Origin of the sequence: Paraburkholderia sp. BR10936 (assembly GCF_040965735.1) — a bacterium.
GTDB lineage: Bacteria > Pseudomonadota > Gammaproteobacteria > Burkholderiales > Burkholderiaceae > Paraburkholderia > Paraburkholderia nodosa_A.
Window position 1 is genome coordinate 176248 of sequence record NZ_JBFRCM010000005.1, and the last position, 23780, is coordinate 200027.

A 23780-nucleotide genomic window follows, 5' to 3' on the forward strand; every position below is an offset into this window, starting at 1 on the left:
GCCGCCCGTCAGTCCGTGAGTCACTCGGCGCTTGTTCCCGACCTGACTTTATGATTGTGGTGGCACCCACCGCGTTAATCAAACACTACACAGCACGCCTTATGCGTGAAGCGCTTCACGTTACGGCGTCATTTCGCTGATGGTCGCCAACGCCGCAAACATCGAACCGTTTACGGCCTCATGTCGTAACGCCTTTCAACAACGTCAGGTTCTTCGCTCGTTGGTGCTGGTCGGATGCACACCGTGATCAAAGTCAAAGACCGTGGCGTCCGCCTCGCGCGCCAGCGAACCGCGTTTGAACTCAGCCGTCGCGGAAAATAAAGCTGTACGCGCTCAAAGCCGGCACGCCGCCCAGATGCGCGTACAGCACCTTCGACCCGGGCTCGAATTCGCCACGGCGCACTTTGTCGATCATGCCGTGCATCGACTTGCCCTCGTACACGGGGTCGGTCAGCACGCCCTCCAACCGCGCACACAAACGAATCGCCTCCAGCGTGCCTTCGTTCGGCAGCCCGTACTCCGGGCCGCCGTAACGTGTGTCGAGAATCACGTCCTTGTCGCTGATATCGCGGTTGAGATCGACGAGCCCGGCGGTATGACGTGCGATGCGCGTGATTTGCGCGTGGGTCTTCTCCGGCGTAGCCGAAGCGTCGATGCCGATCACGCGGTCCGCCCGGCCGTCCGCCGCGAAGCCGACCACCATGCCCGCCTGCGTGCTGCCCGTCACCGAGCACACGACGATGTAGTCGAACTTGAAGCCCAATTGCGCCTCCTGCGCCCGCACCTCCTCGGCAAAGCCCACGAAACCGAGGCCGCCGAGCGGATGCTCCGAGCAGCCCGCCGGTATCGCATACGGTTTGCCACCCGCCGCGCGCACGCTCTCTAGCGCCTCCTCCCAGCTCGGTCGAATGCCGATGTCGAAACCGTCTGGCACGAGCCGCACGTCCGCGCCCATCATGCGTGACATCTGGATGTTGCCTACGCGGTCGTAGACGGCATCGGAATAGTTGACCCAGTTCTCCTGGACCAGCACGCACTTCATGCCGAGATGCGCAGCGACGGCTGCAACCTGACGCGTCTGGTTCGACTGGATGCCGCCAATCGAGACTAGCGTGTCGCAACCTTGAGCGAGCGCGTCGGGAATCAGGTACTCGAGCTTGCGCGTCTTGTTGCCGCCAAACGCGAGTCCGCTGTTGCAGTCCTCGCGCTTCGCGTAGAGCTCGACCTTGCCGCCGAGGTGCTGGCTCAGGCGCTTGAGCGGTTGGATGGGCGTGGGTCCGAAAGTGAGTGGATAACGGGGAAAACGCTGGAGGTTCATCGAATATCTCCGGGAGGTCGGCTCATGCGGGGCGTGGTCAACGGTCGGTACGCGCCTGGAACGCGCAATCCGATGGAGAAATGTTAGGCGCGATGCCGCGAAATGAGCTTGCTAAAAAAATATCGACGGCCTACGTTTAAAGCATTCTTTTTGGCTTCGAAAAACTTTTAATGTGCAAAACGGTTAAACGACGCAATGAAATTAACCAGACACTCTCCCGCTACGCCGAATGAGCCGCCTGCATTGGATCGCATCGATCGCGCGATCCTCAGGCATTTGCAGCAGGACGCATCGATTTCAAATGTCAGCCTCGCTGCCAGGGTGAAGCTCAGTGCGCCCGCGTGCCTGCGGCGTGTGGAACGGCTCAAGGAGTTAGGGCTGATACGCGGAATCGTCGCGCTGCTCGACCCGAAGGCGCTCGGCGCAGGCATGCTGGTCGTGATCGGCTTCGTGCTCGACCGCTCGACGCCCGAGGCGTTCGCCGCATTCGAGAAAGCGGCCCAGAAGGTTTCAGGCTGTGTGGAATGCCACGTCGTGACCGGCGAATTCGATTACTTCATGCTGGTGCGCACGCGCGACAACGAAAGCTTCAACCAGCTGCATGCGGAGCAGTTGTTGTACTTGCCGGGCGTGCGGCAGGTTCGCAGCTTCATGGTGCTCAAGGAGATTCTGTCGACGCATGCGTTACCGCTGTGACGGTGCGCGCGAATGCAATCCATTGAAAATGGCTGCGCGAATTTCGATGCGATGCGGGGAAGTGAATCAGGATGATGAAGCAACGTGCTCGAAGGCCACGCGTTCTGTTGGTGGAGGTAAGCGGGATCGAACCGCTGACCTCTTGCATGCCATGCAAGCGCTCTCCCAGCTGAGCTATACCCCCATGCAGAACGGCTTCTGCGCCAGTGGGATGACGCAGAATCGAACAGGTCAGCTTGCGGACCTGCTCGAAGAGCGGCGATTATATACGCGGCGCACGCATCCTCGCAAGCACTCCCGCGCTCGCCTGGAACTATGCTGGAGTCCTTACGATTGCCCGCAAAATAAAAAGCCGGCTTATCAGCCGGCTCTCTTGCGCCATTCGCAGCAGAAGCGCGCGAATGCAATTCGTACCAGTATCATCACGCAGTTCTGTGCATGATACTCGATTCAATTTTGGTGCCGACGGCGAGACTCGAACTCGCACAGCTTTCGCCACTACCCCCTCAAGATAGCGTGTCTACCAATTTCACCACGTCGGCAATCCAATACAACTCGGGACGCGTAAAGATCCCGTCTCTTCTCGCCTCGTGGGCTCGAAGGGTCGCCATTGTATCGACTCGCCGCGCATTTTTGAAGGCCCCGCGCGAAGATTTTTTGAAGCCCCGCGCCAACGCTTAAAACTCCGGCGTTGAAGTCAATTCAGGCGTGCGCCCGAGTCCCACGCCCGGTGATTCGACCCCGCCGCACTCCAGCAGCGCCGATTGGCCGCAATCTCCAGCCTTTCTTTGGTCGCTCATGACTACCTCCGCAGTTAATATCGCCCTGAGCGCATCGCGCGTGCCGGCAAAAGTTCGCCCTGCGTGGCGCCCGCGCCGGCATTCTGCAGTGATCCGGGAACATGTCTGGCTCCAGCTTTGTGAACCCACTCATAGGCTCCACGATCGTCGCGAGCGACGAGCCCAACGACATGAATACCTCCTCCGATTTGATCATTGCCCTTCCTGAGGGACTGTACTGCCCGCCGGGGGCGTTTTACATCGATCCATGGCAGCCGGTCGAACGGGCGATCATTACTCATGCGCACGCTGACCATGCACGCGTTGGTCATCGCCACTACCTGACGGCACAAGCGGGACTCGGCGTACTGCAGACCCGCTTGCCAGGTATCGCAGTGCAGGGTTTGCCGTACGGCGAACAGATCGAAGTCAATGGCGTGCGCGTGTCACTGCATCCGGCAGGACACGTGCTCGGCTCGGCCCAGGTGCGGCTCGAGCATGCCGGGCGTGTATGGGTCGCATCGGGCGACTACAAGATCGAACCGGACCCGACATGCACGCCGTTCGAACCGGTCCGGTGCGACACGTTCATCACGGAATCGACTTTCGGCTTGCCTGTCTACCGGTGGGAACCGTCGCATGCCGTATTCGACGGCATCAACGCCTGGTGGCGGCATAACGCGGCCCAAGGGCTGGCGTCGGTGCTGTTTTGCTATTCCTTCGGCAAAGGGCAGCGTGTGCTCGCCGGCGTGGACCCTGGCATCGGCCCGATCTTCTGCCACGGCGCCGTCGAAACGTTGAATCGAATCTATCGTGATGCGGCAGTCGACTTGCCCGCGACGCGACGCGTCGGCGAAATCCCGATGCACGACAAGGCCGCGTTCAGAAACGCGCTGATCATTGCGCCGCCCTCCGCGAAAGGCAGCGCGTGGACACGGCGTTTCGGCGAGCATCGCGACGCATTGGCATCTGGCTGGATGCGTTTGCGCGGTGCGAGACGCAGGCGCGGAGTCGACCGGGGATTCGTCTTGTCGGATCATGCGGACTGGCCCGGTCTCAACGATGCCATCAAAGCAACTGGCGCTGAGCGCGTGATCGTCACGCACGGTTACATCGAGCCGATGGTGCGATGGCTTCTCGAACATGGATTCGATGCCGGCACCTTCGCAACCGAATATGGCGGCGACGCGATCGAGGCAGACGCCGATGCCGCCACGACGGAGGACGCGCCGAAATGAAACGGTTTGCGGCACTCTACGCAGCGCTCGACGCGACGACGTCCACCAACGACAAGCTCGAAGCATTGGTTGCCTATTTTTCCGGCGCCGAACCTGAAGACGCGGCGTGGGCGGCGTACTTCCTCGCAGGTGGGAAGCCTCGCCAGTCGGTGCCTACGCGAATGCTGATGGAATGCGCACGCGATTGCGCCGGCCTGCCGCAATGGCTGTTCGACGAGTCATATCAGGCAGTCGGCGACCTCGCAGAGACGATCGCGCACGTGCTGCCGCCAGCGTCGCGTGAATCGGAACTGGGTCTGGCGCAATGGGTCGGGCAGCGCCTCCTGACGTTGCGAGGCAGCGAGCCGGACGCCGTACGCGAGCGTTTGACCGCCTACTGGGACGAATTGAACTGGAGCGAGCGGTTTTTGCTCACCAAGCTCATCGGCGGCGGTTTTCGCGTCGGCGTCTCACGGCAGCTCGTCGTGCGCGCGCTCGCGCAGGTCGCGGGCGTCGACCACAAACGCATCGCGCAGCGCTTCGTCGGTTGGACGCATTCGCACAAGACACCGACAGCCGCCGGGTATCTCCGGCTAATCACCGCTTCGGCCGATGGCGACGACACCGACACGCCGCAAGCCACCGACATCGGCTTGCCCTATCCGTTCTTTCTCGCGCATCCGTTGCAGGCCGACCCGACAACGCTCGGCCCGACCGCGGACTGGATCTTCGAATGGAAATGGGACGGTATTCGCGCACAACTCGTCAAACGCGCAGGACGCGTCTGGATCTGGTCTCGGGGCGAAGACCTCGTAACCGAACGTTTTCCGGAGCTGGAGGCGATGGCTGCTGCGTTGCCGAACGGCTCGGTCATAGACGGGGAAATTCTCGCGTGGGAACCGGGGGCGAGTGCACCATTGCCATTCGCGCGTCTACAGCCGCGTATCACGCGCAAGTCGCTGACCAGAAAGGTGCTCAGCGAGTCGCCCGCCGCGATGGTCGCATACGACCTGCTCGAAGCCGAGGGTCGCGATCTGCGCACGCAACCGCTCGAAATACGACGCGCGCGACTCGACGCGCTTGTCCAGTCGTTGTCGCAATCGCCCGCGACCGAATTGCTGCGCGTATCGCCGGTCGTGGCCGCCGAAGACTGGAACGCGATCAGGCAATTGCGCGAGGAGAGCCGCGCGCGCAGCGTCGAAGGGTTGATGCTGAAACAGCGGACATCGATGTACGGCGTCGGACGTACCAAGGCATCGGGTACGTGGTGGAAATGGAAGATCGATCCGTTTTCGATCGACGCCGTGCTGCTGTACGCCCAACGTGGTCACGGCCGGCGGGCGAGCCTCTTCACGGACTACACGTTTGCGGTCTGGGACGAAGCAGACGGCGTGCGCACGCTGGTGCCGTTCGCCAAGGCGTACTCAGGACTCACCGACGAAGAAATCCGCAAAGTCGATGCAATCGTGCGCAAGACGACAATTGAGAAGTTCGGACCGGTGCACGGCGTCACACCAACCCTGGTGTTCGAGATCGGCTTCGAAGGAATTCAGGCAAGCTCGCGGCATAAGTCGGGCATCGCAGTGCGCTTTCCCCGGATGCTGCGTTGGCGCACCGACAAGTCAGTCGAGGACGCGGATACGCTCGGCATGCTCAAGGGCTTCTTGAGCGAGGCACAGACATGAGCGCGTTCGCACCTGGCGCCTGAGTGCTGCGAGCGAGCCGCTTTCGTTGCGACGACGCCGCGGCCGCCATTGCGCATGATTCGTACCTGTCAGGTCTTCGTGGGGTGCGCGGGAACAGGCTGTGCTGAGCGTCAACAAACACCCGACTGGGATGAACTGCAGCAGCGCTCCCGTTCGCAAGATCGAAGAGGTAAACATCATGGGCAAAGTGCGGATCGGCATTTCCGGCTGGCGCTATGATGGTTGGCGCGGCACGTTCTATCCGCCCGGCTGGCCGCAAAAGCGCGAGCTCGACTTCGCGTCGCGCGCCGTGCAGACCATCGAAATTAACGGCACGCACTACAGTCTGCAATCGCCGGCATCGTTCGAGCACTGGCGCGACGAAACGCCGGAAGGTTTCGTCTTCAGCATCAAGGGCGCGCGCTACCTCACACACATGCTGCGCTTCCGCGACGAAACGGCAACCGTTGCGTGCGCGAACTTCTTTGCGCAAGGGTTGCTCGCACTGAACGACAAGTTGGGGCCTTTACTCTGGCAGTTCCCGCCAAATTACACCTTCCATGTCGAGCGCCTCGAACGCTTCCTCGCACTGCTGCCGCCCGACACGGAAGCCGCACTGCGTCTGGCGAGGCGCCACGACGCGCGGGTGAAGGCTCCGTGGCTCACCATCGACCAGAACCGGACCATGCGCCACGCCATCGAAATCCGTCATGCGAGTTTCGTTGTCCCTGCGTTCGTGGATCTGCTACGACGCTATCGGGTCGCGCTCGTGGTGTCCGACTCCACCGAGCCGTGGCCGTATGCCGAGGACGCCACGGCCGACTTCACCTACGCGCGGCTGCATGGCTCAACCGGAAGATATGCGGGCGCCTACAGCGACGCGTCGCTGGACAAATGGGAAGCCCGCTTCAGAGCATGGAGCGAGGGGAAATCCGCCGCGCACGCGCGACTCATCGCTCCGGAACTCGGTGCATCTGAGCGCAAGCCGCGCGACGTGTACTGCTATTTCGACAACGATCAGAAGACCGAAGCCCCTTTCGACGCTCGCCGGCTGATGACCCGGTTTGGTTGCGCGCAAGAAACGCCGCCACGTCGCGACTATACGGATTGCTGAGGAAGCCGGTTGAAGTAATGCTCAATACGCGAGAACGCGTATTGAGCGGCCGCGGCGCGAATCTCGTTGCGCGATCCCACAAAGCGCTCGGTTTCGGTGAAGGTCACGCATCGCCCATCTTCAAGACGCCAGGACCAGCCGAAGCACTGGGTGCCGGCCGGCGGCCCATTGCCGTCGCAGACCGCGTCGGCAACCCCGGTATTGGAGACGGCTACATCCGCGCTGCACCCATCCGCCGCCAGCGCTCCTTCGGCCATTTCGCGCGCGACCTCTTCGCTCGTGAGCCCGTAACGCTCCATCGTTTCTTCGCGCACGCCGAGGAAACCGGCCTTTCCCGTGGGCGAGTACGCGACGAACCCGACGTCCAGGCACCCACCGCTTCCCGGCACGGCAGCCAGTGTGGCGGCCATCAGTCCGCCCGTGCATGACTCCGCGGTGGCGAGTTTGCGACCCACGGAGGTCAGAAATGAGACGACGTGCTGTTCGATACCCATCGCAAGTCTCCACGTTTTCCGGCACATCGCTCATTCCGGAACGACGGCGCTCACGGGCAACGTCCGCTTATGGCGCGTCGCTGCATGGAATCGCCGCATCATCAAACTCCCTTCGGATTTTTGAGCCGCGCTTTTTGCTCCCTCGCCTTCGTTCGCCCGGGTGCTGTCCTGTCCGCGCAAGGAGCGTGCCCTGGCTGCCGCCCGCGCGGTACGCCAGTTGCGCATCCTCCTGGACCGCAATGGCGATTCGCGTTTGTCGCGCGCGTCGCCCACCGTTTGGGGAGCAACGATGAAACTGGCCAGTCCGCGTTTCGTTCCAGTCAGCGCTCTCGCCGTGCGCGAGGCAACGCAGTGACATCGCGCACACCGCACGGCCATCGGGATCGCGACGAATCGCACCCCGCGCGCCGCACCGTTACCACGCAGGCCGATCCTCATCAGGAACCCGATTCGCTGGAAGCATGCCGGCGCTGCACGTTGTGGAAAGACGCCACCCACGGGGTGCCGGGCGCGGGCAACGCGCGCGCCACGCTGATGCTCGTCGGCGAGCAGCCCGGCGACAGCGAGGATCGCGCGGGTCTGCCGTTCGTCGGCCCGGCAGGCGCGCTGCTCGACACCGCGCTCGAAGAGGCGGGCATCGAACGGAAGGCCGTCTATGTGACCAATGCGGTTAAGCACTTCAAATGGGAACTGCGCGGCAAGCGCCGCCTGCACAAGACGCCTGCCCAGCGCGAGGTGGAAGCCTGCGCATACTGGCTCGAACGGGAACTTGCGCAAATCAGGCCGAAGGTCGTGGTCGCGCTCGGCGCAACCGCCTTGCGCGCGATTTTGCGCGACCCGAACGCGCGGCTGAAGGCCTACATGGAACACGCGGGTCGCATCGGCGATCTCGTCATCGTGGCAACCTGGCACCCTTCGTACGCGCTACGGGCGCCGAACGTCGAGGCGCGCGACAAAGCGCGCGCGCAGATCGTCGAGGCACTGCGTCTCGCAGACGCGCTTGCTGGCAAACGTTGACGAGCCGCGTCATGCAACGGTGTCGGCACGCGCGAATCGAGTCGAAGCAGACGAGCGCACGTGCCGCGACGCTGTCTTGCTCGTTTCCGGTTTCTGTGTCTTTGTCGCGCCGCCATTAGCGCGGTCCTTCGCCCCCTTCGCGCGTACTTTACGGCTCGTTTGCGCGAGCAGGCGGACGAGGCTCGCGTCGCTTGACTCGCCAGCGCGATCGCGGCGCGACATCTCACGCGTCCGCCGCTTCGCGTCGCGCTTCAGAAAGACGACGAGCGCCGCCTCGTCTGCCTTCAGTCCGCGCAGGCGCACTGCGGGTAGCGCCTGCGCGAGGGCGCCCGCCTCGAACGCTTCGATCACGGCCGGATGGATATAGCACTTGCGGCAAACCGCCGGCGTGTTGCGCAGCATCTGGGAGATCTGCTTGACGGTGTCGGCGACGTGCTTGCGCGCCTGCGTCGCCGTTTGCCACTCCAGCTTGCGCAGCGCCGCAAGCGCAAACACGCTGCCCGCCCACGTGCGGTAGTCTTTTGCGGTGAAATCGGCGCCCGTGACCTCATGCAAATAGTCGTTGATGTCCGAGGAGGTGACAGAATACCGCGCGCCATCGGCATCGAGATACTGAAAGAGGTCCTGGCCCGGCAGTTCCATACAGCGCCTGACGATGCGCGCAACCCGTGCGTCGCTGACCGCGACGTCGTGCTCGATGCCGCTCTTGCCGCGAAACCGGAAGCGCAGCCGGTCAGACGACACTTCCAGATGCCGCTTGCGCATCGTGGTCAGGCCGTACGAGCGGTTCTCCCGCGCGTACTCCTCGCTGCCCACGCGAATCAGTGTGCTATCGAGCAGGCGCACGACGGTCGCCAGCACTTTGTTTCGCGGCATGCCGTCGAGCGCGAGATCGCGCGCCAGCCGGGCGCGCAGTTTCGGCAGCGCGGTGCCGAACCCCAGCAAGCGCTCGTACTTGGTCGCGTCCCGTGTTTCACGCCAATACGGGTGATAGCGGTACTGCTTGCGACCCCGCGCGTCACGGCCCGTCGCCTGCAAGTGGCCACGCCCATCCGGGCAGATCCACACATCGGTATAGGCAGGCGGAACCGCCAATGCGTTGATACGGCGAATCTCGGCAGCGTCCTTGATGCGCTTGCCTCGCGTATCGAAGTAGACGAACGCTCCGTCGATCCGCTCGCGCGTGTACCCGCGATGCGAGTCATCGACATAGCGCAGGCCGCAAGGCCCGAGGTCAGTCGGCGATATGCCGCTCGCGCGCGCAGTACTTTTGCGGCCCGGCTTTCCTGAATTTGCGTGATTCTTTGCCACGGCTTGCCTCGGTCGGATTGCCTTGTTTGGGCACGAGGAGCAATAGCCGTGCCGCCAACGCCGGAGCGTAATTCTGCGCCGAGGCAGCGCGCAGCCGTACGTGCCGCCCTTCGTGCGAACCACCGGCCGCATCGGGAACAAGCAATGCGGCGATGCAGCAAGACCGCGGAACCCTATCTGCCCGGTCAAACCTCAAATCGGAGCCGATGATGATTGAACCACCGATCGCACTACCCGACGCAGGTCCAGGCAACGCGCCTGAACGAGTTACGTCCCTGGGCACGGAAATGAACGAACTGGCACGCCTATGTGTTGAGACCGCTGGCCGCATCGCAGAACTGAATAGCCATGCGTTCAGTACAACCCTGAATGAGCAGCGCGCAATCGCAATCGAATCGGCTAGCGAACGTTCGCCATTTGACGCATGGCGCTTGAACGCAGGCTATGCTTTAGCGGGCACAGTAAAGACTGCAGCCTACTGGCGGCACATCAACGAGATCATGCTTGGCGCGATCGTCGATTGCGTTAGCGGTATCGAAAGCCGCCTGAACCGGGACTTCATGGCCTGGAGTAACGCGTTCGAGGGCACCACCTCGTAAGGGCATGCGGCGGGGGCCGTGCGAGGGACACACGCCCCGCTTCCAATCGGTGCTGCGCGGGGTCAACAGAAGGCCTCGCGCGCACCGCCGCAATGTTTCCTGCTGCAACGGCTGCCCCCTGGACGAAGCCGTTCGCTCAGGAATGCGTACCGACTTTCTGGGCCAGTGCCTGGGCCATCCGGTAATGTTCTTCGACGGTTGGCAACGCCTTGCGCGCCGCCGCCTTCAGGCTGTCGTTCTTGCCGTCGCTGATTTCCTTCTGGAACGCGGCCACCGCTTCCTTGTGGCCTTCTACCCCCACCTTCTGCGCGTATGCACTGTCAAATTGCTCATCCTTGAGCGGCCGTAACGAATCGAGAATCGACGTATCGGAATTGTCCTTCGGCACCGTGACACCGTGCGGCGCCGCGAGCTTTAATTGCGCTGCAAGCTTCATATGATCGGCGATCATGTGCTCTGCAAATTTGTGCACGTCCTTGTTCTTCGTGTTATGCATGGCGAGCTTCGCGGCGTCGATTTCCGTCGATCCAGACATCGATGCCGCCTGAACGAAATCGCGATCCACATCCGGCAGCGGATTTGCCGCGGTGGCGGAAGCCGCTTGGGATTCTTGTGCTGTGGCCGCGAGCGGAAGACTGCATGCCATGGCCAAACCGAGAATAGCGAAAAGGAGTTTCATGGTGGACATCCTTGGGTCGTTGAACGGTCGCGGGGCCCATATGGACCGCGCATGGGCCATCGCGCACGGTGCGTGCCGCGGCGCGTGCGGCCTCGCACACCGCCCGGCCTGTTTTCATCGAGAGACCGGGAGCTGGGTACGCGCGGTGCGCCACACGGGCATGTCCCCTGGAGACCTGTCATGAACGAACCGAAACAGACCAGCGATGCGCTCGCGCTGCTGATCGCCGACCACCGCGCCGTCGATAAACTTTTCGATGCCTACCGGGGTGCCGGCGAGGCCACCGAAGATGCGCGCTTCACGATCGCCAAGCGAGCGTGCGAGCAACTCGCCGTGCATACGATGCTTGAGGAAGAGTTGCTCTACCCCGCAGCGAGCGAAGCACTACCCACAGAGGCGCTTGATGTGGACGAGGCTCGAGTCGAGCACTATCTCGTGAAAACGCTCATCCAGCGCTTCACCACGCTGACACCCGCGCATGCTGGTTTCGACGCGACGTTCCGTGTGCTGGCCGACCTCGTTCGCCGCCATGTCGAAGAAGAAGAGAAAGAGCTATTCCCGCTCTTGCGCCGCAGTAATCTGGACCTCGATGCGCTGGGCCGCCGTATCGCGTCGCGCAAGGCAGAGCTCGATGCAAAGCTCGAAGCCGCCGGGGTGAAGAGCACCGGCGACAAGACGTTGGTGCTCTCGCACCTCGATATGCCGCTTTGAGATACCGCCCGATGACGATGCTTCAAACACGGCGCAAATGCGAGGGATCACCGCGAAGAAGCGAGGCCGCTCAAGGCTGCGGTTTGACTGGAAGCGCTTTCCCGAAGCATCGAGCGTCGCTCATGGTCGTGTATTCGCCGTACGGGTCGATGTGTTGGTAACCGTGGCGCCGATAAAAGGCGATTGCGCGCCGGTTCGCCTCACGTGTCTGCAAGATGACCCGGCGAAAGTCCATTGCGGCGGCGAGCTCTTCGAGATATCGCAGAATCGCAGCGCCGGCTCCATGGAATTCGGCGCGCCGGTATATCCGCTTGAACTCCGCCACTTCAAACGAGAAACGGCGCAGGGCCCCACAGCCTATCGCCTGGCCGTCGGTGGTACGGGCAATGACAAAGGCGCCGCGCGGCGTCATCGCATCCTGCTCGTTGAATCGGGATTGGGCGCCATCACCGCAGTACAGCGCGACCATGGCGCTCAGTTCGTCGAGCAGTAAGCCCGCGTCGCGCGTAGCGGGATCCTCCCGTCGCACAGTGACCACTACGGCCGATTCCTTCATCGCGCATTTCCTCCCGGACCTAGTATTACGCACTCGCGTTGTCGCGCCGCGAGGTCTAGCCGCGCGTTCAGCGCAGCAGCGCCCAGCGTCGTGTTTTCCATGAGGTCTGAGTGCTCATCGGGGCTCTCTTCCGCTCGGGGACGCGGCATCGCGCCCAGGCCCGATTCCGCATCGCTCATGCCCGGAACAGCCGCTGGCTCCGGTGTTGGTCGAAACCGCTTTTTCATGGCTTCCGTCGGCCAAGCTCGCTGCATGAGCCTCGGGGAAACCGAGACCGAACAATCTCTGGATGTCGACCACTCCAGCGATGCGTCATCAATCCTCGGGACGCTCGACATCAAGCCGCACAAACTCTTTGGCGAGTTCGCGCACGGCGAGTCGGGCTTCGTCGGCAGTTGCGAATGGCCCAGGAACGAGACAGCCGTCGAACGGGTAGATCAACTTCCCATCAGCCTTTCGCCTGATCCTTAGGTCTCCGACATATTGGCCCATCGCATTGATCCTCTGTCGGCAAACCACCTCGTAGCCCACAATTTGAAGTGCGTCTTCGGCGCGATCGGGCTTACCCATGGTTTTTCTCCCCCAAATACCGTCATAACAATCCCGCTTGATGCGCTGAGTGTCCCAGCATTTCGCGCACCTGACCTTACAAATGTGTCGTGTGGGCGAGCGCTCCGCGCGCTCAGCCCGTGAGGGAAACGTTGTCCATAAGGATGCATTTACGGACACGCCTCCCTGATACTCGACAGGTGACGGCTGGCATATGCTCCTATGAGCCACCAGCAAGCTACTTCCGGCCAAAAAGAGCGATCCGACTGGCGCACTACCAGCTCGCCTCGCGCATGTCACGCGGAGGTCGATCACACGCCACACGAGGAGGTGTGCGCGGTCAGATGTCGTTTCGGTGGACAACTATCAGGGCGGCAAGACCGCTCGTTCGAGAATCCAGGAGACATAAGTGCTGAGCCCTCACGAATTTGCGACGCTCATGCTGGTCAAGTCATCACCGGACCAGATCGACATGGGCCGCGAGGAACTCGACACACTGCTCGAGCAACAGCTCGTAGCACTCGAGAGCCTCGCCACCGGTATGCCGCGTCCGCGTATAACGGATGAAGGCGAATTCCTGCTCGAAACGATCATGCGAAAGCGGTGACCGGCGCGCGGCACGCTCTTCGAAGAAGCCACCCGAAATGCGCCAGCCGGTTCCCAGGCAGCAGTGGCAGCACTCAGCTCGGCGATCACCGTGGCCAATGCGCTCTATGGGGCACTCGGGACCACCGGGCAGTCCGCGATCGAGGTTGCACAGGGCAAAGTCGATGTGATCGCCGACGCAGCGTCGAAAAGTGCGAGGCACGTGAACCCGCAACGAGAACAAACGGCCAGGGAATGACGAATGTCGCCGACGCGAGGGCAACGTGACCGGATGCCGACTTGTTGAATGAAGGATGTATCGACAAGACAAGTACCACGGATCTCAAATCGGGATGAGCGTGAAAACGCGAGCCGCGCCTGCCGTCGCAAGGGATCTGACGAATGTCCTGCGTCGACAAGGCGGAGATGGCCCGGACTCCAGCGTCACGTGGGACGACATGACCGCTCACGCGTGACCAGACGAGAGGGGCATGGGAAACAAAAATCTTCCAGCCGGTTACGGAGGCAACGGGTAAGCTGCGATGGACGACGAGACTGAGCTACAAGCCCTGATACTTGCGGACCGCCATATCCACGAGGCGGTCCGGCGTATACGTAAGCAGCGTGCCTTACTGACGATCATCCACAGCGACGAACAACGGAAAGTCGGCGCCGTATTGCTGGCCGCCTTGTACGACGGTCTCAGGGTAGAAATCGGACACCGCCGTCTCATCCGGCATACCTGGTTTACCAGGCATCCCCCCGGTCAGAATAGTCAGCAATACGAAACGTAAGGGGTCGGGCTGTCCGTGGATATTCGTCTCCGCCTGTGACACGGGCGCCCGAATGAACGGCGGCAGGAACAGAATATGCGCAGACGTTCACCGGGGTTAGGGTGAACGGTATGACTCACATACTTCACCTATCGATGCCGTTCATCAGTTCGCGATCTCCGCCTCAAGAAAAAGATCGGACAGCCTTCGCGGCCGTGGTCTCACTACGAAGCTAGAAAGCGAACTGTACGAACGGCTGGCATTCAGTATGCGGGCTTGCGTCAACATGAGTAGCGTACGAATCACCTTCCTGCGCGACGTCCCGAGGCGCGTTCAAGCCGGCAGGGAGCTTCGCAATGCACCGTCCTCGCGTGCCAGGCATGCACGGCGGACAGCGTCCAGGCGTTGCTGGGCTGTAAAGGAATCGAACATGTTGCCGACGGACGCCTGCGCGCTTCTCGAACTGCTCGGAGACGAGGCGCGAGCCGTTTCCCTGAAGTATTTCAGGACACAGCTCGACGTTACCGCAAAGTCCGACGATACGCCCGTCACGGTGGCGGACCGCGAGATTGAGCGACAGCTTCGGGAACGCATCCTGTCACGGTATCCTTCGCACAATATTGTGGGGGAGGAGGAAGGCGGAGACCTTGGGGATGGCATAACCTGGGTGATTGACCCCATCGACGGGACGAAAAGCTTCGTGGCAGGTCTGCCGCTGTTCGGCACACTCGTAGCAGTGCTTGAAGGGCGACGTCCCCGTTACGGCATGATTGAAGTCCCCGTACTCTGCGAGCGCTGGATCGGCAACGGCAATCGCACCGTTCTCAATGGGGTACCGTGCGAGGTCAGTGCGTGTAGGCAACTGCGAGATGCGCGGCTCTGCGCAACCGACCCCCAAACGTTCGCGGGCAAGGCGTCAACCGCCTTTTCAACCCTGTCGCGCGCTGTTTCAGTCACCCGGTTCGGCACCGACTGTTACGGCTACGCGTTGCTAGCCTCCGGACACGTTGACCTTGTTGTGGAAGCTGAACTGGAAATGTTTGACGTCATGGCGCTGATACCTGTCGTCCAGGGCGCGGGCGGCGTCGTGACGACATGGTCAGGTCGTCCAGTCGATAGACGTTTCGATGGCACGGTCATCGCAGCGGCGACCCCAGAGCTCCACGCCGAAGCGCTTCGATTCCTCGTGCAATAGGCTTCGAGGTTCCGCTACGTGCACGCCGCGGTTGCGTGCGAGAAGTGAACACCATGCGTTGACCACCGGCATCGCGGGGACGCGCGGGACAATCGAACCGAATGGGCAGGCGTAGCATCGATCGTCAATGAAGGCGAGATTCGCTCAACGAGGGTGCAGTTCGATGTAGTCGCTGACGCGGAGGACCGACATAGCGTCAAGCAGGTTGGCGCCTGCTCGTCCAGCAATACGGCGGCGGTAGCGGCAGTCAACCAATACTGCCTGGAGACTGCCGTCGGACCCCTACCCGAAGGCCCTGGCCTTGGTGAGGGCCTTCGCTATTTCCGCGACGAGCTGATGTTGCTGATACGGCTTACGAAGCCTCTGAATTCCGACGTCGGCTCCCTGTGGAAGCTCTGCGTAGCCGGTAGCCAGGATCACAGGGAGTGTCGGGCGCAACTCGCGCGCGGCCAGCGCCAGCTCCAGGCCCGTCATCCGTGGCATCGAATAGTCGGTGAGCAGGAGGTCGATCCTGCGTCCCGCCTTCAGGATCTCGAGTGCGGCGGCGCCCGAGTCGGCTTCGATCACCTCATGTCCCATATCCTGAAGGAGGTACGCGGTGCTCGTTGCGATCAGGGCATCGTCATCGACGAGAAGAATGCTCGCCTGGATCGGATCGATTACGCTGCCCTCGGGCTGCGCATCGTGCTGCAGATCAGACGTCGTGACACGTTGCGAGGTAACGGGCAGCCATAACTCTACCCGCGTGCCTCGTCCTGCTTCGCTCTCGAGGCGCAGGGCACCGTTCAGCTGCAGCGCGAGTCCGTGAATCATGGAAAGACCCAACCCTGTTCCCTTGCCGAGTTCTTTCGTTGTAAAGAACGGCTCGGTTGCTTTCGCAAGGGTGTCCGCATCCATGCCTTTCCCGGTATCAGCGACGATGATTCGGACATATTCGCCCGCGGGCAGTCCGTTGTCGCCCCACGTTTGCACGTCATCGACCGCTATTGACAACGTCCCTCCCTCAGGCATCGCGTCGCGGGCGTTGACGACCAGATTCAGGATCGCGAGTTCGACCTGATTCCCATCGGCAAGGGTAAGCGGAATCCCCTCCGGCAATTTCAGCTCGAGCGCCACTCGAGGCCCTATCGACCGCTCCAGAAGATCGGTCATCCCCCGAACCACGGTCGGGAGGTGGGTCGGCTCGACCTTGAGATCCTGCTGCCGCGCGAAGGCCAGAAGGCGCTGCGTAAGAGCGGCGCCACGCTGGGCTCCCCTAAGCGCGCCGTCGATCAGTCGCGTTGCTCGAATGGCGTCCTGCGGCTGCTTGCGCAGCAGTTCGAGATTGGCCATGATGGCCATCAGCAGATTGTTGAAATCGTGGGCAACTCCGCCCGTCAACTGCCCGATCATTTCCATCTTCTGCACCTGGCGCAACAGCTCTTCTGCGCGCTCGCGCTGCCGCATCTCGTCCAGCACGAGTCGGTGGCTGCGCTCGAGCTCCGCAGTGCGCTGGGCAACCCTCGCCTCGAGCATGTCGTTGGCCTGTTGCAGGCTGTCTTCCGCTGCCTTGCGCATGGTGATATCGGATATCACCCCGACGAGCCGTGCGGTCTTTCGAATGCCATCTCGAACCAGCCGCGCGCGCATGTCCGCCCAATGAACCGTCCCGTCCGGCCAGAGCGTACAGAGCTCGAGTGCGAAATCGCAGCCGGTTGCCAGGCTGCAGTCGATCGCGTCGGTCATCCGGGGCCTGTCGTCTCGACTGATGCCGGCCAGGAGATCGGAGTACGTGAAAGGCGCGCCTGACGCATGCCCGAAAATCGCGCGACACGCAGGCGAAACCACCAGTGCAAATGTCGACAGGTCCAGTTCCCATGAGCCCAGTTTCCCCGCTGTCAGGGCGGTGTGCAGGCGCGCTTCGCTTTCGCGCAGTTCGTCGATACGCAGGCGGGCTTCGAATTGCCGCGCCCGGCCGCGCAGTGCTGTGCCAACCGCGCTGACGAATGTCCGCGGATGAAACGGGCGCTCGATGAATGTCGCGTTTCCCAGCGTCGCCGCGAGTCGGCTCAGTTCGGGGTCCTGATCGGGCGCGCCCCGGCGCTGTGTAAGGATGATGAACGGAAAGTCGGACCATGTGGGCTGCGCTGACACCCAGTTTCCGAGTGGCTTGAGGTCGGCGTTTCGCAGGCCCTCGTCGGTCACGATCGCGCAACAGATTCCCTCGTCCAGCATGGCGACGAAATGCTCGAGATCGCGACATACGAGCGCAAGAGCGCCTGCCTCTTTCAGGAGAGCCGTGGCAACGACAGCGTCTCGCCCAATAGGTGTAAAAACCAGTGTGGGACAGCGATTGAAATCAGGTGCTTTCATTACCAGCGGCGCCCGTCGGCATAAGCGGCCCTGAGTTACCCACAAACGTGGGTACACCGCGCAGGATGCCCTGGAAACTGTCGAGCGGTGCCCCGACGTTCAGACCGAATCGCCCAATGCGAAATTCCCGGATCGTCTCTTCGTGACGCCCGGTGCGTTTCTTGATGATCGACACCGCCCGCCGCACGCTTCCCAGCGCCTCGAAGTACCGCAGCAGGATGACTGTGTCGGCAAGGTACGTGACGTCGACGGGCGCTTTCATGTCGCCAACGAGCCCATGCTGCGCTACCGTCAGGAAAGTCGTCGCGCCTTGCCTGTTGAGGTATTGCAGCAATTCGTGGATATGAAGGACGAGCGCGTTCTCCTGCGGCATGGCAGCCTGGTAACCGTTGAGGCTGTCGATGGCCACCGTTTTGGCCTCGGCGTGGTCAACGCAATCGCGGACGCGCTGGGCAAACTCGCCAGGCGAGAGTTCCGCGGCATCGACCTGTTCGACATGCAACCGGCCGGTTTCGCGCATCGCTTCAAGGTCGAAACCCAACGCGCGGGTCCGGTCAAAGAACAGTCCAAGTTCTTCGTCGAAGGCGAACAGTGCCGCCTTCTCGCCTCGAGCGACCGCAGCCGAAATGAACTGAAGCACAAAAATGCTTTTGCCGGTGCCGGCCGGTCCTAACACCAGGGTGCTCGAGCCCTGTTCGATGCCGCCGCCGAGAAGCGCATCGAGTTCCGCCACGCCGCTCGTCATTTGCTCGCGTGCAAACCTGGTGCGATGTTCCGCAGCAACGAGCCGGGGAAACACGGAAACACCTCCGCGTTTGATGGTGAAGTCGTGATACCCACCACGGAACGCCTGCCCCCGGTACTTCGAAATCCTCAACCTGCGCCGCTCGGCTCCATAGTCGGGGGCAAGTTCTTCGAGCTTGATGACGCCGTGGGCGACGCTGTGTACGGTTTTGTCTGCGGCATCTGCAGTCAGGTCGTCGAGCAGCAGGACGGTCGCTCCTTGTCGCGAGAAGTAATGCTTGATGGCGAGCACCTGGCGGCGGTAACGCAGCGAGCTCTGCGCGAGCAGACGGATTTCCGAGAGGCTGTCCAGGACGACCCGCCTGGGCCGTACTCGCTCGAAAGCGTCAAAGATCAGGCGAGTCGTCTCGCCGAGCTCGAGATCGGACGAGTACAGCAGACTCTGCTGCTGATCCGCATCGAGCAGGCTCTCCGGGGGCACCACTTCGAACACGGCGACGCGATCGCCCAGTTGCCAACCGTGGGACGCGGCGCCGTCGCGCAATTCCCGCTCCGTTTCGGACAGCGTGATGTAAAGGCCTTGATCGCCCGCCTCGGCACCTTCAAGCAGAAACCGCAGGGCGATGGTCGTCTTCCCCGTGCCGGGGCTGCCTTCGAGAAGGAAAAGGTTTCCCTGAGTCAGCCCTCCCGCCAGAACATCGTCCAGGCCGGGAACGCCAGTACGCACGATCGGCGTGATTTTGGTCTCATCGTCCATCAGGCGCTCCTGACTGCTCGGTCTTTGACGCGATATTCCCGGATCGCGGGCGGTCTGCTCACTGTATCCGTCTCCATGCACTGACTGCGGCGCGCTACGTGCGCAAAACGCATGCCCGCCCTTCTTCCGCCGCCCCATGGAAGCTGCCGAAGGATATCTCGAAGCGAGCGCCAGCTTGCCGTGCAGCGGCCATGGAACGTGTCTGCCAGCGTATCCGCAAGGCACGCGGAATGCGCGTGGCAAGTCCATCGCCCCTCTCAACACGGAGAAAGACCATGAGCAAAAGCACGGATTCCAGCGTCTATAAGGTGACGGAAATCATCGGCACGAGCACAACTTCCTGGGAGGAAGCCGCAAAAAATGCAGTGGAAACCGCAGCCGCGTCGTTGCGTGACCTGCGAATCGCCGAAGTCTGCAAACTCGACATCAAGATCGAAGACGGCAAGGTCGTTGAATATCGGACCCGGGTCTCCGTGTCCTTCAAATACGAGACCTGAGAAGATCGCAGGCCACGATTGCGCCCGGGCGTCGTGAAGCAATCCGGAAGTGGCGCGCGCTTCGGTCCTTCTACTGCGCTTTGCGACGGGAAGCGCTTTGGCCGGAGTTCGCTGTCTCGCCGCCTGTTGCGGAACTGGCCGGCGCGCGTCGCTTGTCGCGCCATTCCGCGACTTGCCATGCGACGAGCCCGGGCACAAAGACGATGATGTCACGAAGCCTTCGCGCACCCGCAAGTGCGAGGCAAGTCTGCGGATTGAAGCCGAGTACCGTCCCGATCAGCAAGAATCCCCCCTCCTGAACACCGAGTCCGCCAGGCACAAAGAACGCGACACTACTGAGCGCCTGGATGAGCGACTGGAGTGCGATCGCTTGCAGAAAGCTTCCTTTCGCCCCGAGAAAATAGAGCGCGAGCCAGAGTTCCAGCGCGGTTGCGATGCATTGAAGTGACTGCCAGATGAGCAGATAACGAATGATCATGCCGCGCTGACGCCAGAGATCGCTGATCGACTGATCAATGCGAACCGACTCGCCGACGAGCGAACGGAACTTGCCGCTCGTGATGCGATTGAAGAGTTTCGTCAGGCGAGCGAACGGACTCATGCGCTGCACGAACAAAAACGCGAGGAGCAGGACGGCAAGTATGGCGATACCTCCTCCGAGTCGCGCAGCGAGGTGCAACGCTCCGGCACCCGCATGTGCGATCAGATAGCCGATGGCTGCAATAGCAAAGAGCATCTCGCTGATCAGCGTTAGCTGAAGATCGACGACGAGGCTCGCCATCGCCGGGGCCGGCTGCATGCCCCATTTGCACATCATGCGGAACGTCACGACTTCACCGCCGACACGCGCAACGGGCAACGTACCGTTCACCGACTCCCGAATCCAGACGAGGCGCAGGACGCCCGACAGCGTTGGACGTCTCGCACCGCGCATCAACATTTGCCAGTTCCTTGCATTGGCGAGCATCGGCAGAACATGAGCGATCCCTGCAAGCGCGAGCCCGCCGCCGGCTGCGCGCATCAAACTGAGCACCGCTCGCGCATCGGCGTGCCAGACAAGCCAGACTGCGATGGCGAGGCCGGCGAGTGCGGCAATTCGGGGGAGATATTTCATGGGGACCTGTCACTGTGTCTGGCACGTCAGTGCGGCACAGCCGGGACGCGACGCTGCCCGAAGTCGTGCGTCACGCGGGATCGTTCGGCTACGAGCGCGAGCACTACGACGCGCCGCATCTCGACGATTCCCTACCGCAGGAGCTTCTCAGTGCCGCCGCCGCTCACAAGGGTTGCGTCCAGCCCGGAGACCAGTTCGTGGATCGAGCCAACTTCACGGATACGGGCGTCGGCGGATGTCTCCGCAGTCGACATCCGCTTGCCGCACTGCAGCATGAAGGTCGGCACCCACGGCGCGGCGCTGGCCATGCCGTCGATAGTAAGTGGGGCGTGCGACGCCCCGCGCTCCCGGTAAATGACAATCGCGCCGGCTTCCTGCGCCGCCATCACGCTTCGCAGCTCGAGGAGCGTGGTCGCTGAAATCGCGTGGTAGCCCTCCGCGCGAAGCAATACCGTCAACGATTTCCTGAGCAGTTCCGACTCGCTGAAAACGATGACGGTGATCGGACGACGACGCGTCGTTTGCCGGACTATCCCCCGGCTTCGTAGCCGAAGTTCGCACGAGAGCAAAATCACCCTGGCGAGATCGTAGGCTTTGCGCGCTTCGTGGGCCTGAGCCGAATCGACCGAATGGCGGCGTATGGCGCGCTCGAGTGCAGCAGACCTCGCGTCGAGGATTTCCAGGGCAAGGTCATATTCTCTCTCGAGCGAGCCGCCTTCAGGCTGGGAACTTGCCATGTCATCTCCCGCGACCCATTTCTTCGTGAGTGGCTACCGTAATTTTAGTAAATATTGCGAGCGAGCCTCGCGCTCCGGGCGGTTACAACGGCGCGAGATTTGGTGTATTCCCCAGGCATCATTTCTATCTCCTCGATTTAACATTGATGCAATGCATCATCGAGTTGACCATGATGAGGGGGACAAAAAAATGGTTTGCACGACCGACGACCTGCTGGTAGCCCTGCTGAATATCGATGCGGAGATCAAGGCGTGCATGGAGCGCCTTTCCGAGGTCGAACGCGGCACGGACCACCACGCGGCAGCGTGGTCGACCGAGATTCGAACCGCCTTGCGAACCGACCTGGTTTTAATGAAGGAACGCCGCGAAGAATATTTTCTCCGGCTGAATGGCGTGCAGCCCGACCCGGCGCCCAGATCTGCATCATCGGTAAGTATCGATTCCCGCCCTGCGCGGCTGAGCGGCGCGAGAACCTGCGAGTGTCTGTGAGACGCCCCTGACAACGTCGGCATCGGCTGCCACATCGAGCGTGAATCCGTCGTATTCGTCACTTCGATGCCTATCCGGCTCCGCGCGTCGCGTGCGATTAATCTTTCCGCGGCCCACGGTCATGGGCTGATTCGGGAGTGGACAGCACTGTCAAATTGAGCGCAGTGACTGTCATTTCGAGAGGTACTTTTCCGAGCGCAATCGCGATGTCTTCCGTACGCGACGGATCGGCTTCGATAATGTCGACTGTCATGAAATCCATGCCGTCATTGCGATCGGCATGGACATTCCAGCGAACGACCCTGGCACCGCTCTGTGCCAGGCATCGCCACACCGGGATGATTCTGAGCTTGCCCGGGGCAGCCCGAATTGTGAGCCTTTGCACAACCATTTCAGTACTCATGGTGTCACTCATCCTGGCGGCGAAACGCTCGTATGTGGCTTGTATGAGCATATTCCAGCGGTGGCTCGCAAGTACAGAATGGACGCGTGTCCGTAAATCCATCCTTAAGGGCAACCGTCCCAGGCGGGCGCGAATGTCTTTCTTGGTAGCGCCTTAGCGGCAACGACCACCCCGATGGTTGCGGTCAATCCAGTCAATCGCTTGCAGCCTTGCAAGCGCCGCCATTTCATCCGGAGCACCCCGCATCTGCAGATCACCACTTGAGATGGGAATGCCGAGAGCCCTATGCGGATCGCTGGGCGTTAGCGTCCACTGCGCACCGAATGTATGACCGTCAACCGAAAATGGCGCAAAGTCGATTGTGAATCCGCGATAGATCAGTGAATAAGCCATTGCTCACACCTATGCGCATTTATCGAAAGGACGTTTGCAGAAGTCTGACTTCGGTTTCTGGAGCAGTGAATTATAGGTCGAACCCTGAATTAGCTTTTTGTACGAAATCCGTTCTTTCCGGACATCGTGGCGAAGCCGCGGGAATGTTCGGTGCGCGATGAACGAGACCATGACCGCACCGCTATACATCGCCCTCGCTGTTGCCGCCGCCTTACTGATCTACGGTTGCGCCATGGCCTTGCTGTACTGGCTGCAAGGCCGTCTGATCTACCCGTCGGAGCGGCTGCAGCGCGGGCCGCTACGCCCGGACGCGCAGGGCCGCATCCGCCACGTGCGCGTGCATACCGCCGACGGCAACGAACTGGTTTGCGGCCACGCGGCACCGGCGGACCCCGTCCGCGCCACGGTCGTACTCTTTCATGGCAACGGAGAGGACCTCACCCAGCGAACGCACATCGCGCATGCGCTGCTCGACGCGGGCTACGGCGTCCTGCTTGCGGGCTATCGTGGTTACGGCGGCGCGCCCGGGCGTCCCAGCGAAGCGGGGCTCTACGCCGACGGCCGCGCTGCCATCGCATTCGCCGCGCGGCACTCGCGCGACGTCGTCCTCCATGGTTATTCGCTCGGCTCGGCCGTGGCAGTGCAGATCGCGACCGAACGCCCTCTCGCCGCGCTGTTGCTCGAAGCCCCGTTCACCAGCGTCGCCGATGTCGCCGCCGTGCGCATGCGCTGGCTGCCGCGCATCGTTCCCATGCGGTGGCTCGTGCGCGACCGCTATGACAATCTCGCCAAGATCGGCAGCGTGCGTGCCCCCATCCTCATTTACGGCGGCGACGCTGACCACGTCGTTCCCCCAGCGCAATTCTCACGGCTCTTCACGGCCGTCCGGGCGCCCCGGCGCTTTGCGATCATAGCGGGCGCCTCGCACGTCAATGCATGGGAGCGCGGAGGTCATGCTCACGTATTGCGTTTTCTCGACGACGTGCTGGGCTCGCGGTCCTGATCCTGGTGGAAC

General features: G+C 62.0%; 26 protein-coding genes and 2 tRNA genes. 14 read left to right on the forward strand and 14 right to left on the reverse strand.

The window, feature by feature from the left end:
- Window positions 1-301: 301 nt before the first annotated feature.
- Complete coding sequence (locus AB4Y36_RS13080; RefSeq protein ID WP_368602739.1) at window positions 302-1318, reverse strand: 1-aminocyclopropane-1-carboxylate deaminase; 1017 nt, start codon at window positions 1316-1318, stop codon at window positions 302-304.
- A 195-nt stretch (window positions 1319-1513) separates the two neighbouring features.
- Here AB4Y36_RS13080 and AB4Y36_RS13085 point away from each other — a divergent pair, with 195 nt between their 5' ends.
- Window positions 1514-2014: an Lrp/AsnC family transcriptional regulator gene (locus AB4Y36_RS13085; RefSeq protein ID WP_342949775.1), complete on the forward strand. Its 501-nt coding sequence runs from the start codon at window positions 1514-1516 to the stop codon at window positions 2012-2014.
- Between the two features lie 108 nt (window positions 2015-2122).
- On the opposite strand, the gene AB4Y36_RS13090 is transcribed toward AB4Y36_RS13085, so the two are convergent.
- A tRNA-Ala gene (locus AB4Y36_RS13090) sits at window positions 2123-2198 on the reverse strand.
- A 273-nt stretch (window positions 2199-2471) separates the two neighbouring features.
- Window positions 2472-2556 (reverse strand) — tRNA-Leu (locus AB4Y36_RS13095).
- A 428-nt stretch (window positions 2557-2984) separates the two neighbouring features.
- On the opposite strand from AB4Y36_RS13095, the gene AB4Y36_RS13100 reads away from it, so the two are divergent.
- The 3 genes from AB4Y36_RS13100 (at window position 2985) to AB4Y36_RS13110 (ending at window position 6809) form a co-directional block, all read left to right on the forward strand.
- On the forward strand, window positions 2985-4031 hold the full coding sequence (locus AB4Y36_RS13100) for a ligase-associated DNA damage response exonuclease (protein WP_342949803.1): 1047 nt from the start codon (window positions 2985-2987) through the stop codon (window positions 4029-4031).
- Complete coding sequence (locus AB4Y36_RS13105) at window positions 4028-5695, forward strand: ATP-dependent DNA ligase (RefSeq protein WP_368683166.1); 1668 nt, start codon at window positions 4028-4030, stop codon at window positions 5693-5695. The genes AB4Y36_RS13100 and AB4Y36_RS13105 overlap by 4 nt, the downstream gene beginning before the upstream one ends.
- 199 nt (window positions 5696-5894) lie before the next feature.
- A complete protein-coding gene (locus AB4Y36_RS13110; protein WP_368602742.1) occupies window positions 5895-6809 on the forward strand; it encodes a DUF72 domain-containing protein in 915 nt (304 codons plus the stop codon).
- Here the strand turns inward: AB4Y36_RS13110 and AB4Y36_RS13115 are convergent.
- Window positions 6794-7303, reverse strand: coding sequence for a CinA family protein (locus AB4Y36_RS13115; RefSeq protein WP_069263101.1), 510 nt, complete (start codon window positions 7301-7303; stop codon window positions 6794-6796). The two genes, AB4Y36_RS13110 and AB4Y36_RS13115, sit on opposite strands and share 16 nt — an antisense overlap.
- A 351-nt stretch (window positions 7304-7654) precedes the next feature.
- On the opposite strand from AB4Y36_RS13115, the gene AB4Y36_RS13120 reads away from it, so the two are divergent.
- Window positions 7655-8320 (forward strand): UdgX family uracil-DNA binding protein, encoded by a 666-nt coding sequence (locus tag AB4Y36_RS13120; RefSeq protein WP_368683167.1) that lies wholly within the window; start codon window positions 7655-7657, stop codon window positions 8318-8320.
- 9 nt (window positions 8321-8329) lie between these two features.
- Here the strand turns inward: AB4Y36_RS13120 and AB4Y36_RS13125 are convergent, their stop codons facing one another.
- Window positions 8330-9568: a DNA topoisomerase IB gene (locus AB4Y36_RS13125; protein ID WP_368683344.1), complete on the reverse strand. Its 1239-nt coding sequence runs from the start codon at window positions 9566-9568 to the stop codon at window positions 8330-8332.
- A 272-nt stretch (window positions 9569-9840) separates the two neighbouring features.
- Here AB4Y36_RS13125 and AB4Y36_RS13130 point away from each other — a divergent pair, with 272 nt between their 5' ends.
- Window positions 9841-10230 carry a phasin family protein gene (locus AB4Y36_RS13130; protein WP_368683168.1) on the forward strand — a complete coding sequence of 130 codons (390 nt, stop codon included), beginning with the start codon at window positions 9841-9843 and terminating at the stop codon, window positions 10228-10230.
- Window positions 10231-10366: 136 nt separating this feature from the next.
- Here AB4Y36_RS13130 and AB4Y36_RS13135 read toward each other — a convergent pair whose 3' ends face one another.
- Window positions 10367-10909: a DUF4142 domain-containing protein gene (locus AB4Y36_RS13135; protein WP_368683169.1), complete on the reverse strand. Its 543-nt coding sequence runs from the start codon at window positions 10907-10909 to the stop codon at window positions 10367-10369.
- Window positions 10910-11089: 180 nt separating this feature from the next.
- Between AB4Y36_RS13135 and AB4Y36_RS13140 the strand changes: the two genes are divergently transcribed.
- The gene (locus AB4Y36_RS13140; RefSeq protein WP_368683170.1) at window positions 11090-11620 is read left to right on the forward strand and encodes a hemerythrin domain-containing protein; all 531 of its coding nucleotides are present in this window, start codon (window positions 11090-11092) and stop codon (window positions 11618-11620) included.
- Between the two features lie 70 nt (window positions 11621-11690).
- On the opposite strand, the gene AB4Y36_RS13145 is transcribed toward AB4Y36_RS13140, so the two are convergent.
- Both AB4Y36_RS13145 and AB4Y36_RS13150 read right to left on the reverse strand, forming a co-directional pair.
- Window positions 11691-12176: a GNAT family N-acetyltransferase gene (locus tag AB4Y36_RS13145; RefSeq protein ID WP_069263096.1), complete on the reverse strand. Its 486-nt coding sequence runs from the start codon at window positions 12174-12176 to the stop codon at window positions 11691-11693.
- Window positions 12177-12491: 315 nt separating this feature from the next.
- Window positions 12492-12746 carry a DUF6723 family protein gene (locus AB4Y36_RS13150; protein ID WP_368602749.1) on the reverse strand — a complete coding sequence of 85 codons (255 nt, stop codon included), beginning with the start codon at window positions 12744-12746 and terminating at the stop codon, window positions 12492-12494.
- Window positions 12747-13134: 388 nt separating this feature from the next.
- On the opposite strand from AB4Y36_RS13150, the gene AB4Y36_RS13155 reads away from it, so the two are divergent.
- From AB4Y36_RS13155 to AB4Y36_RS13170, 4 genes are all read left to right on the forward strand, one after another.
- Window positions 13135-13332, forward strand: coding sequence for a hypothetical protein (locus AB4Y36_RS13155; protein WP_069263094.1), 198 nt, complete (start codon window positions 13135-13137; stop codon window positions 13330-13332).
- 63 nt (window positions 13333-13395) lie between these two features.
- Window positions 13396-13569 carry a hypothetical protein gene (locus AB4Y36_RS13160; protein ID WP_368683171.1) on the forward strand — a complete coding sequence of 58 codons (174 nt, stop codon included), beginning with the start codon at window positions 13396-13398 and terminating at the stop codon, window positions 13567-13569.
- 283 nt (window positions 13570-13852) lie between these two features.
- Entirely contained in the window at window positions 13853-14104 is a 252-nt protein-coding gene (locus AB4Y36_RS13165) for a hypothetical protein (RefSeq protein WP_368683172.1), read from the forward strand.
- Between the two features lie 409 nt (window positions 14105-14513).
- Window positions 14514-15278, forward strand: a complete 765-nt coding sequence (locus tag AB4Y36_RS13170) for an inositol monophosphatase family protein (protein WP_368683173.1) — start codon at window positions 14514-14516, stop codon at window positions 15276-15278.
- 282 nt (window positions 15279-15560) lie between these two features.
- Here AB4Y36_RS13170 and AB4Y36_RS13175 read toward each other — a convergent pair whose 3' ends face one another.
- The gene (locus tag AB4Y36_RS13175; RefSeq protein ID WP_368683174.1) at window positions 15561-17630 is read right to left on the reverse strand and encodes an ATP-binding protein; all 2070 of its coding nucleotides are present in this window, start codon (window positions 17628-17630) and stop codon (window positions 15561-15563) included.
- Entirely contained in the window at window positions 17617-19131 is a 1515-nt protein-coding gene (locus AB4Y36_RS13180) for an ATPase domain-containing protein (protein ID WP_368683175.1), read from the reverse strand. The genes AB4Y36_RS13175 and AB4Y36_RS13180 overlap by 14 nt, the downstream gene beginning before the upstream one ends.
- Before the next feature lie 275 nt (window positions 19132-19406).
- On the opposite strand from AB4Y36_RS13180, the gene AB4Y36_RS13185 reads away from it, so the two are divergent.
- A complete protein-coding gene (locus tag AB4Y36_RS13185; RefSeq protein WP_069263088.1) occupies window positions 19407-19628 on the forward strand; it encodes a dodecin family protein in 222 nt (73 codons plus the stop codon).
- Window positions 19629-19698: 70 nt separating this feature from the next.
- On the opposite strand, the gene AB4Y36_RS13190 is transcribed toward AB4Y36_RS13185, so the two are convergent.
- On the reverse strand, window positions 19699-20742 hold the full coding sequence (locus tag AB4Y36_RS13190; RefSeq protein WP_368683176.1) for a lysylphosphatidylglycerol synthase domain-containing protein: 1044 nt from the start codon (window positions 20740-20742) through the stop codon (window positions 19699-19701).
- 131 nt (window positions 20743-20873) lie between these two features.
- Window positions 20874-21479, reverse strand: a complete 606-nt coding sequence (locus AB4Y36_RS13195) for a hypothetical protein (protein WP_368602754.1) — start codon at window positions 21477-21479, stop codon at window positions 20874-20876.
- Between AB4Y36_RS13195 and AB4Y36_RS13200 the strand changes: the two genes are divergently transcribed.
- Window positions 21478-21969, forward strand: coding sequence for a hypothetical protein (locus tag AB4Y36_RS13200; protein ID WP_368683177.1), 492 nt, complete (start codon window positions 21478-21480; stop codon window positions 21967-21969). The two genes, AB4Y36_RS13195 and AB4Y36_RS13200, sit on opposite strands and share 2 nt — an antisense overlap.
- Window positions 21970-22066: 97 nt before the next feature.
- On the opposite strand, the gene AB4Y36_RS13205 is transcribed toward AB4Y36_RS13200, so the two are convergent.
- Window positions 22067-22372, reverse strand: coding sequence for a hypothetical protein (locus AB4Y36_RS13205; RefSeq protein WP_368602756.1), 306 nt, complete (start codon window positions 22370-22372; stop codon window positions 22067-22069).
- Between the two features lie 153 nt (window positions 22373-22525).
- Window positions 22526-22765, reverse strand: a complete 240-nt coding sequence (locus AB4Y36_RS13210) for a hypothetical protein (protein WP_141710620.1) — start codon at window positions 22763-22765, stop codon at window positions 22526-22528.
- 169 nt (window positions 22766-22934) lie between these two features.
- Here AB4Y36_RS13210 and AB4Y36_RS13215 point away from each other — a divergent pair, with 169 nt between their 5' ends.
- Window positions 22935-23768 carry an alpha/beta hydrolase gene (locus tag AB4Y36_RS13215; protein WP_368683178.1) on the forward strand — a complete coding sequence of 278 codons (834 nt, stop codon included), beginning with the start codon at window positions 22935-22937 and terminating at the stop codon, window positions 23766-23768.
- Window positions 23769-23780: the final 12 nt, after the last annotated feature.